Here is a 9,754-nt window from a genome sequence, read left to right as displayed (position 1 = left end):
CAAGGCCCGGAAACTTGCCAGCAAGAAACACGTCGCGTAAGAATCGCCCACTTCTGCTCCGCCAGTGACCTCACAAGGTGGTCCCCAACTCGGGAAATCGGGTGGTCCTCAACTGGGAAATCGCGCAGTATCAGTCAGATGACGTCCAACTTGGCCGGAGCTGTTCGCGAGTCCGTCCGGAAATGCGTTGGATGTCGAATTCAGCAGAATACGCGCGGTCTCACAACTGCTGGCGGCCAGGACCACGGCGCGTGCGCGAACGAGGTGCCGACTGCCATTGGTCTTGTCAATGTAACGCACGCCGGTGGCCCGACCGTGCTGATCAAGAGGAACCTCGTAGACCATGGAATGTGTGCGAATCTCCAATCGCCCCGTAGCGAGGGCGGGCGGCAGCAGCACGGTCGGCGTTTGAAAGAAAGCGCCGATGGCGCAACCCCTACGGCACGGCGTTGCATACAGGCAGGCCGGGCGGCCGTTCAGAGGCCGCGTCAGGACGGCACTATGAATCGGTACGGTTCGAATTCCGAAGCGCTTCGCCAGGACGCTCTGTACCCAGACCTCGTGCGCGTGCATCGCAGGGGGGGCAGCAGCACGCCTGGCGAGGAATCTGGACTGTTCTCGATGTTTTCACGTTCTCCGAAGACGCCGATCAGCTTCTCGACACGGTCGTAGTAGGGGGCCAGGTCTTCGTAGCCGATCGGCCAGTCGACACCGAGACCCGTCCGGCGGTGAGTCTGAAAGTCATACGGTCCATAGCGCAGCGTGACACGACCCCAATGGTTGGTGCGTCCTCCAACCATGCGCGAACGCCACCAGTGAAATTGAGTTCGCGGCGCGACCGTGTAGGGTTCGTCGGGGAGATCCCATCCACCGCCGATGGCGGCATCGAAGAAGCCGAGCGGCTTGTCTGGCGTCGAGGCGCCGTTTAGGGGCGCGTCAGCTTCGACTTGAAACATCGGCGTTTCTGATTCGGCCGTGTAATCGCGTCCAGCTTCGAGTAGGAGCACTTTCAATCCACGCCGCGTGAGCACGTAGCTGGCGATACCTCCGCCAGCACCGGAGCCGACGATGACGGCGTCGTACTCGGACTGCGCGCCTGCCATGGTTGTTACCGTTTTAGCAGCGATCAATTGCTAGTTCTGAAAGAGTTCTTTGTTTGCAGCCTTGAAAGCGTCCGTGAAGCGCACGACCTGGAAGCCGTTATCGAAGCTGAGGAACCAAATCTCCTGCGTGCCGCTTCGAAATTTTGGAACGACCACTTGATCGGCGGTGTAATCCAATCCCGCTTTGAAGCGCAGCAGTGAGCCGGGGCGGCTCTGTGTTCTTCTAGCGGGCGGTTTGTAGTAGGCGACTTCGCGAGGGTGCGTCGGGTTGCGGATGTCGAAAACCCTCAAGCCGGCTTCGTTATAGCCGCAAACCAATAGCTTGGCATTCTCAGGATCATCGGCGTCACAACCTAAACTACCGTATCCAAGAGCGCTCGTCGGATCGTTCATGACGTTCGAGCAGTTTTTTGGGTCGTGCACTTCGAGCAGAAGCTTCGAGACCAGTTTTGGATTTCTTTCATCGCTGATGTCGATGATTCGTGCAACGCCATAGCTCGGCTCGTCTGAACCGCAGGCGTTGGTTTTTTCTGAAGACCCAGATCCCTCAAGGCGACCCAAGAGATCGGTGTAGATCAAATGGGGCTTACCTGCGACGGTGATCGGCAATGCAAACTGCGCAAAGTGGGTGTCTTCCCAGAATAGTGACCCGAGAAGTCGAAACTGTGGATGCGGCTTTCGATCCTGAATTTCGCTGGTGTCCATAATGAGCAACCCATTCGGAATCTGAGCTGCGCGAGTCTGGCGCTGTAGAGTCACATATGCCCGACGACCATTCTTACTGATATTGACGCCGTGTGTCTGCCAAGAACCGTCCTCCGGTGTCCAAACCGATAGTACGGCCAGTTTTTCAGGATCCTCAGCATCTAGGGCGAAGACTGCGGATGGAGCAGGCACCTTCTTGTCGGCTGGAACACCATATAGTCCTTTTACCCCGTAAAACGTTCGGCCCTCGGCATCGAACTGTCCTACATGAGCAAACAGGTTTGGAAGAGCAACGGTGCTCTTCAAGACAGGATGACTGCAATCGGCGGATAGATCGTAGATCTCAAACGGCGCATTGGTGGTTCTGGGTGGCGTGCTCGCGAGGAGAAACTGGCGTGCGTGATTGATCACCAGAGATTCGCCAGCATCCAACATGGCGGGACTGGTCAGGTGGGTGGCCATCTTCGGATGGCCAGAGTCGGAGACGTCCAAGACAACGACGCCAGGACTGCGCAGCTGAGAACTGGGAGCGGTCGCGTAGTAAGCGCAATGTCCCAAAACCTCAAGGTCAAACCCGGCACCTTCACCCTCATACTGACCAACGAGTTCCAGGTTACAGCTATAGGGTTTGGCTGGCCCGGGGCTGAAGCGCTCAGCTAACGTCGTTTGGCCCTGTACGCTCTCGGTCCGATCTCGAGGACCACAAACCGCTCGGGGAATGGCCGTTGAACTGGCCTGCGAGATCACCGGGTGGATGGACGTCAACAGCAAAGAAATCCCAAATGAGAACAACAGTCGTTGTTTTGAGAAGACTTTCGATGAACTCATTCGTTTCGCTCCGACTTCCCACAGAGCATCCGATCCCGCTCGACAGTGTAGACTGACTGCTCGAAGCCCGAACGTGCCGCCATCAGCCTTGTCTGTGTCGGTCTCAAGTCTTTGGGTATTGAGGCGATGAGTGCTTCGCTCCTGTCGCGCAAGACCCGCTCGTATTCGGGATGCGTCAGAATATAAAGATCGTTGCGACGCATGCCGCGCAACACCAACTGCCCCGCCTCCAACGCCGGCATGGCGTACTCCGGATCGTGCCGCATCTTTTGCTGGCGGTCCTTCGTTTCTTGATCGGGTGAGAACCCCGTATCCGACAGACTGCTTGGACGATTGCGGGCTGACTCAAATACATTTGAAGTGACAAGCCCAGGGCAGAACACGGACACGCCGACATTAGACCCGATGAACTCGGACCGCAATGCTTCCATCAGGCCCACCACGGCGTACTTGGAGGCGGAATAGGCACATTGATTGGCCGCACTGATGAGCCCAAACAAAGACGAGGTCGTGATGATTTGACCGCCATCAGCGTGAGCCTGGATGTACGGGAGGAAGGCATGTAGACCATTGAAGACGCCAGTCAAGTTGACTCCCATCACCCAGTCCCAGTCATTGTAGGTAATTTTTTTGAATGGAATGGGCAAGTTCACGCCTGCGTTGTTGACCAGGACATGTATCTTCCCAAAGACTCGCACCGTTTCCGCTGCAGCCTGTTCCATCCCTGGACGATCAGTAACGTCGACCCGGATCGCGTGGATGCGGCTACGAGTTTCCTCAAGGTAGCTCATGGCATCGTCAAGGTGTTCCTTGGTTCGATAACCAATTGCGACGTGCATTCCCGCCTCTGCGAAGGCCCTCGCAACGCCAAGACCAACGCCACTCGACCCTCCCGTGATGAAAGCCACTTTGCCTCTAACGTCCTTCATGGGCGGCGAGACATCGGTACAACCCGAAGCAGGCTGCTGCATCGCCGCGGCACCAAGCGCCGGCAGCATGAGGATCGCTGGCGTAGTCGCCGCGGCAAGTGCAACTCCCCTGACGAAATTCCGGCGCCCCTGGTCGGATGGAACGTGCGATTTTTCTTCGTTATTTGACATGGTTTTTTGGAGTTTCCAGTTTCATCGCGCCGTGGGATCGGAGCTCGGGGATGTCGTTGCCTATCACGGATGACTCTTAGGGAAAGCCAGCGACGCTGGCTGCCGTCCGTCAACTCGCTGCAGCGAACTCGGCGCTAGCGCGGGCTCTCGACGTTTTCTGCATCGGCACCAGCGAACTCGCCCATTTCGGAAGGATGAGAAAGCGCCAGCAGGTCACACGACATTCAGACCCAACGATGAGCCCGTCGAGAGTGAATAACTCGATGGAGTGACCGGCAAACAAGAGCTTGTTGCCCCTGCAGCGGCGGATGGCTCGGCTGCAGGTCGTCACTCCCACTGAGCTGCCGCTGCAGGAGGGTTCTAGGCACGCTCAGCAGCGCCCAAAAGAAGCGAGACGGGGCCGCTCAGAGGTAAGCCCCGACGCGTCCTTCCGATCTATCCGCGCGCGGACAATGCCGCTCCAAATCAGCCACCACTGGAGTAAGCGATACAGACGATGAAGCGACAACGACTGGGCGGCAGATGCTTGGTCGCGATGGTCGGAAGATCGAAACCAGCGGGCAGTTCGAGGAGGTGTTCTGCCAGCAAGAGCGTCTGAGCCTGGCGAACCGCTAACGAAACGAGGGTCAAGAGAAATTTCTACCGGGCACCGATACTGTCGCGACATTTTCCGCTCTCTGTCTGAGGTCGATCAAAGGGAACTGGATGCAACGAATATCAATACGCGAAGACAGTGCAGGTATTTTCGTCGGAATTCACCGAGCGGCGAAGCGCGCTTCTTTCTGCGGCTGACGTGATGCCGCATCCTCGAAGTGCGGCGCCATGGCGGCAGGCCGCACCAGGGCGCCCGAAGTCCAAGATCGAGGTAGATCCCTGCGAGATACGAGCTCATTGAGGGGCCTATCTCTTGCTCCAGCAGACGGCCCTTCAGTTCTGTCGTGCACATGCAAGGTCGTTTGCCGCCGGATCAGCTGGCCGGCCATAACCTGCACGATAGAGAATCGCGTTGTCAGGTGAGATGCGGGATTGCTCATGCTCTGAAAGTGGGTCACATACGAGCCCGCGGCCGCTTCAATCAGGGCTCCACTTGAGCTCAGGAGCCAAAAGCTTCACGCACCAACATCCTTTCCGGTGAACGCCCCCGCTGCGGTCGCCGCAGGTGAACTTCGTACGATTCATCACATGAAGGATCTCACTCAGGGCTCAATCGCTCGTCATATCATCTCCATGGCGGTGCCCATGGGCGCGAGTATGCTGTTCCAAACGCTGTATGTCTTCGTCGATCTGTATTTCGTCGCCGGGCTGGGCGATGCCGCCGTTGCTGGGGTCAGTGCCGCAAGCAACATCATGTTGATCACCCTTGCGCTGACCCAGGCTCTGGGCGTCGGTACCGTGGCATTGATTTCACACGCGGCCGGACGCAAGGACCAGCAGGATGCCAATCTAATCTTCAATCAGTCGTTGCTGGTCGCCGCGATTCTCGGAGCTTTGGCATTGCTGCTTGGGTACACACTCGCGGTTCCGTATTTGAGCTCGATGGCTGCGGACGAGGCGACCGTCATGCAAGGTCGCAAATATTTGTTCTGGTTCCTGCCGGGCCTGGCGCTGCAGTTCGCGCTGGTCTCGATACGCTCGGCGTTGATCGGAACGGGCATCGTGAAGCCTGCAATGATCGTGCAAGTAGCTACGGTGCTCCTGAACGCAGTTCTGGCGCCAGTACTGATCGCCGGCTGGGGTACGAGCTACGCGATGGGTGTGGCTGGGGCGGGGCTCGCCAGTTCAATTGCCGTGCTCAGCGGTGTGGTATTGCTCTGGGTGTACTTCAATCGGATGGGGAGATATGTGTCGTTTCATCCGGAACGGTGGCAGCCGCGCTTCGCTGTGTGGAAGCGCATACTCACCATCGGGTTGCCTGCGGGTGGCGATCTCTTGCTGATCTTTGGCTATGTCAGCACTACGTTGTGGGCAATCAGAGACTTCGGTCCGGCAGCGCAGGCTGGCTTCGGCATCGGCTCGCGTATCATGGGGGGAATATTCTTGCCTGCGATGGCGATAGCCGTCGCCGTTGCACCGGTGGCCGGCCAGAATTTCGGCGCGCGACAGATAGCACGAGTGCGAGAAACGTTCCGCGTCGCCTTCATCCAATCGATAGCTCTCATGTTGGCTGCGATGCTGTTGTGTCAATGGCGGCCTGAAGCGATGGTGCGCTTCTTCTCACCCGAGCCCGAAGTCGTGCGCGTTGGCGCTCAATTCTTGCAATTCATTTCGTGGAACTGCGTGCTAAACGCCGTGTCATTGGTTTGCTCGGGCGTCTTTCAGGCGCTGGGCAACACGCTGCCTTCCCTGCTGAGTTCGGCCATGCGTCTTATCGTGTACGCCGTGCCGGCAATTTGGCTCACTTCACAACCCGGCTACAAGCTCGAGCACATATGGTATCTATCGATTGCTGCCACGATCGTGCACGTCGCTCTCAATGTGCTTTGGTTGCGGAAGCAGGTGCGTCTCCAGCTTACCCCACTCGCCGTGGCCCAACCGATGTAACAATCACACAGAGGACACGAACGCGAACCTTAATGTGCATGTCTGGACTCCAGATGCAAGCCTTCTTGATGGAGCTTTGATCAGAAAGCGGACATCGGCTGCAACCGTGTATTCGTCCTGTTGATGGGCGGAACACGTTCGACGTTGGATCGCCCTGGACATCATGAAAGTCGCCGGCGCGGAGCCAATCAAAAACAAGGCCTCGTAATGGGCCATGGACATTATCGACTTTGTCGCGCCAGCTGCCGATCCGCTTGATCATGAATGCAATCGCATCAAGTGCAGCCTCGCGTTGAAGTTGGGAAATCTTGAATCAATTAGCTCCGTGCACTGGATCGAAGTTGCCAGTTGCCATCGTAAGATCGCTGATGCTTCCAGGTCGCCCAGATGATGCGGGCCATCTTGTTCGCTAGAGCAACGATCGCCTTGTTATGACCGCAGCGCCGCTCGGTATCCAGTGCCCAGGTGCGCAGTCGATCCAAGGACCGCCCTGCCTGGACGGATTGTTTCGCGGCCTGCAGCACCGAGCGCGCTCCGTGGATGAGCAAAGTTCGTAGGTATACGTCGCCCCGCTTGCTGATCGCGCCCAAACGTCGTCGTTCCCCTGAGGAATGCTCACGAGCCGTAACGCCTAGCCAAGAAGCGAAATGCCGGCCGGAAGGAAAGCGTTGTACGCTGTTGAGAGCACCACGCAATGCGGTCGCGCTCAATAGCCCGATGCCGGGGATCTTCAACAACTCGCGCACGACCGGATCCTCGTGTGTCAGATCACTGAGCAGGCGCTCGATCTGCTTCAGACGCTGTTCGAGTTCCGCAATCTCCTGCAGTAGCTCGAGCACCACCGGTCGGAGCACATCGGGCAGCGCATTGTCGGCGCATTCCAGTGCCTCGCGCACGGCGGCGATGCCACGACGAGCACCGACCGGGATGGCGAGGCCGAACTCGCGCAGGCAGCCGCGCAGTTGATTGATCCGCGCCGTGCGAGTGTGTTTCCACTGCTCGCGAATGCGGTGTAACTGTTGCAGCACCTGCTGATCGATCGACTTGATGGGCACGGGGCGAATTCGGTACATCTTGACGCTTCGATCAGTGCGGCTGCATCGGCTGCATCGGTTTTATTGCGCCGGACGTAGGCGCGTACATACTGTGCCGGCAGCAGCCGAACTTCATGACCGCGCGCTTGGAAAGTGCGCGCCCAGTAGTGCGCGGAACCGCACGCCTCCATCACAATCAGGCTGGGTGGATGATTGCTAAAGAACTGAGAAAACCGAGCCCGTGTCAGTCGTTCACGTCGTCCCACTCGGAACTGCTCGTCGGCAACGGCAACTTCGAAGCGGTTCTTTGCCAGGTCCACACCTACCGTCGTAGCATACATGGCGGACTCCTTCTGTTGAGCTTCAGCTGGGAAACGCAACCATCAGCTTGGCATATCGATGCCGTACTGCCAGCAGGAGGAGTCCATCTCATCAAGAATCCGATCGCATTGAGTTTCGCCGCCATTCTGATGCTCCTCCAGCCAGCTCCTCTCCGAGACCGAAGTGGTAGCTTCGATCTCGGCAAGCGTGAGTAGGCAAGCAGGTGTTTCCAGCACCTGGAGGAGCTGACGATGAAACTGTACTGCGGTATCGATCTGCACTCCAACAATCATTGGTTGACGCTCATCAATGAGCATGACGAGCGTCTGGTAGAGCAGCGGCTGGCGAACGATCTGTCGGTAACCTTGGCGGTTCTGGCGCCGTATCGGGAAGCGCTGGCGGCGATTGCGGTGGAGTCGACCTTCAACTGGTATTGGCTGGTGGACGGCCTGATGCAGGCAGGCTACCGCGTCAAGCTGGTCAATACCTCGGCGGTACGCCAGTACGAGGGGCTGAAACACCGGGACGACTGCGATGATGCATTTCATCTAGCGCAGTTGCGCTTGGGCATCTTGCCCTGTGGCTATATCTACCCAAGGAGCCAGCGAGCAGTTCGAGATTTGCTGCGGCATCGCTGCCGACTAGTGAGGCAGCGAACGATGAATGTGCTGGCCGCGAAGAGCTGTTATGCGCGCGAGTTGAACATAAAGGTATCGAGCGCGGTGATGATCGGCACGAAGCAACAGCCCTGGCCGGTGGTCACCGAGCCGCAGATTGCGCTGGTCATCGATGCGCATCGCGTGATCATTGAAGCGTTGACGCAGCAGATCTGGCGCATTGAGACGATGGTGAGGCAGGAGCTGAAGGACGCCCCGGCGTACAGGCGCCTCCAAACAGTGAATGGCATCGGACCGATCCTGGCATGGACCATTGGCCTCGAGGTTGGTGATATCCGTCGTTTTACGCGGGTGGGCCAGTTTGCCTCGTACTGTCGATGCGTGCAGAGCTGCGCGCTGAGCAACGGAAAGAAGAAGGGAGACGGCAACCGCAAGAACGGCAATGCCTATCTGTCTTGGGCATTTCACGAAGCGGCACACTTCGCCGTGCGCTATCTACCGCAGGCCCGTCACTACTATGAGTGCAAGAGCCGCCAGCGCAGCCGCATCGTGGCGATACGAGCAATCGCACATAAGTTGGCGCGTGCCTGTTATTACATCCTCCGCGACGATGTGCCGTTTGATGCCGATAAACTTTTTTCACATTGAACAGCCGGTGGGGGCGTAACCCTAGTTTCGCCTGGTAAAACCCTTTTCTGATTGGCCGCCCTCACCGCGCTGGCAACGTTATCGAGACTGGCATACGCCTGCGCAGCAAGTCCTGATGGCCTGGCGTGCGTGAATGCATAGCCCGAATTTCTGTAACTGTCACTGACGAATGTTGCGCGGAAACCGAAGAGTGTCTGGGGCTCCGCTGAGCCGGGGGTGCAAACGTTCTCTCCATTGGAGTGAACCTGCATCTTGATCCTGATGGGTGGCTGGTGCGCAAGGAAGGCGACACTACTGAAGAGACACGAATGCGTTTTGCCGCTCGAAGCGTCGAGCTATCCGATTATCGTGACGACATCGGAGAAGAGTCCCTGCGGCCTGACTTACGGCTGGCTGATGGGCGGCGAAACTCCGTCTACCGTCGAGCGAGCTATATCGCCGTCAATTCGGCGAAACTCAGCCCTCGCTATCGGACCGAGCCTCGATCAGCGAGCCCCGCAGCTTCTATAAAATGAATCATCAAATCCGCCCATCTTACGGGCTCTTTGGGCATGTTTCTATAAAATTCCTGCGCTTAAATGCTTGATTTCCCGGCTCGCCGGAGGTGACTCTTAATCAGTTGGTTATAGGTTCGAGTCCTATGCGGCCCACCACTTTTTCCGTTTGAATTCGCCGAGTTACGAGCTCGGCGCGACTACGAAATTCCCGCCTCTATAAAATTCGTTTCGGCAAAAACGAGTTCGGCGGCCGGTCGACGCAACAATTTTGCAAGCGCGAGCCTGCGGAACAGAGTTGGAGTTGCCGCTCGCTGTGGCGATCACCGCGCCATCACGCGGTTCCACGGTAGCTCAGCGTGA

7 protein-coding genes and 1 pseudogene are annotated in these 9,754 nt (G+C 57.7%); 3 read left to right on the top strand and 5 right to left on the bottom strand.

Annotated features, from left to right (window positions below; translation table 11 throughout):
- Window positions 1–108: 108 nt before the first annotated feature.
- From EKO19_RS40135 to EKO19_RS37170, 4 genes are read right to left on the bottom strand one after another with little or no spacing between them, the layout of a single operon-like run.
- The gene (locus EKO19_RS40135) at window positions 109–573 is read right to left on the bottom strand and encodes a GMC family oxidoreductase N-terminal domain-containing protein (protein ID WP_217705844.1); all 465 of its coding nucleotides are present in this window, start codon (window positions 571–573) and stop codon (window positions 109–111) included.
- Complete coding sequence (locus tag EKO19_RS38995; protein ID WP_217705843.1) at window positions 489–1,103, bottom strand: NAD(P)-binding protein; 615 nt, start codon at window positions 1,101–1,103, stop codon at window positions 489–491. Before EKO19_RS38995 ends, EKO19_RS40135 begins: the two co-directional genes overlap by 85 nt.
- A gap of 30 nt (window positions 1,104–1,133) precedes the next feature.
- Complete coding sequence (locus EKO19_RS37175) at window positions 1,134–2,636, bottom strand: LVIVD repeat-containing protein (protein WP_129782491.1); 1,503 nt, start codon at window positions 2,634–2,636, stop codon at window positions 1,134–1,136.
- A complete protein-coding gene (locus EKO19_RS37170) occupies window positions 2,633–3,736 on the bottom strand; it encodes an SDR family oxidoreductase (protein WP_129782490.1) in 1,104 nt (367 codons plus the stop codon). The genes EKO19_RS37175 and EKO19_RS37170 overlap by 4 nt, the downstream gene beginning before the upstream one ends.
- A gap of 1,182 nt (window positions 3,737–4,918) precedes the next feature.
- On the opposite strand from EKO19_RS37170, the gene EKO19_RS37165 reads away from it, so the two are divergent.
- Complete coding sequence (locus EKO19_RS37165) at window positions 4,919–6,277, top strand: MATE family efflux transporter (RefSeq protein ID WP_129782489.1); 1,359 nt, start codon at window positions 4,919–4,921, stop codon at window positions 6,275–6,277.
- A 317-nt stretch (window positions 6,278–6,594) separates the two neighbouring features.
- Here EKO19_RS37165 and EKO19_RS37160 read toward each other — a convergent pair.
- Window positions 6,595–7,631: pseudogene (locus EKO19_RS37160) on the bottom strand (IS110 family RNA-guided transposase).
- Here EKO19_RS37160 and EKO19_RS39400 point away from each other — a divergent pair.
- Entirely contained in the window at window positions 7,521–7,847 is a 327-nt protein-coding gene (locus tag EKO19_RS39400) for a hypothetical protein (RefSeq protein WP_246039048.1), read from the top strand. The pseudogene EKO19_RS37160 and the gene EKO19_RS39400 overlap by 111 nt on opposite strands.
- A gap of 36 nt (window positions 7,848–7,883) precedes the next feature.
- Window positions 7,884–8,897, top strand: a complete 1,014-nt coding sequence (locus EKO19_RS37155; protein ID WP_129782488.1) for an IS110 family RNA-guided transposase — start codon at window positions 7,884–7,886, stop codon at window positions 8,895–8,897.
- Window positions 8,898–9,754 lie beyond the last annotated feature (857 nt).

Origin of the sequence: Peristeroidobacter soli (genome assembly GCF_004138485.1) — a bacterium.
GTDB lineage: Bacteria > Pseudomonadota > Gammaproteobacteria > Steroidobacterales > Steroidobacteraceae > Steroidobacter > Steroidobacter soli.
Note: the sequence above shows the minus strand (reverse complement) of the source record. Positions and strands in the feature narration are given on the sequence as shown.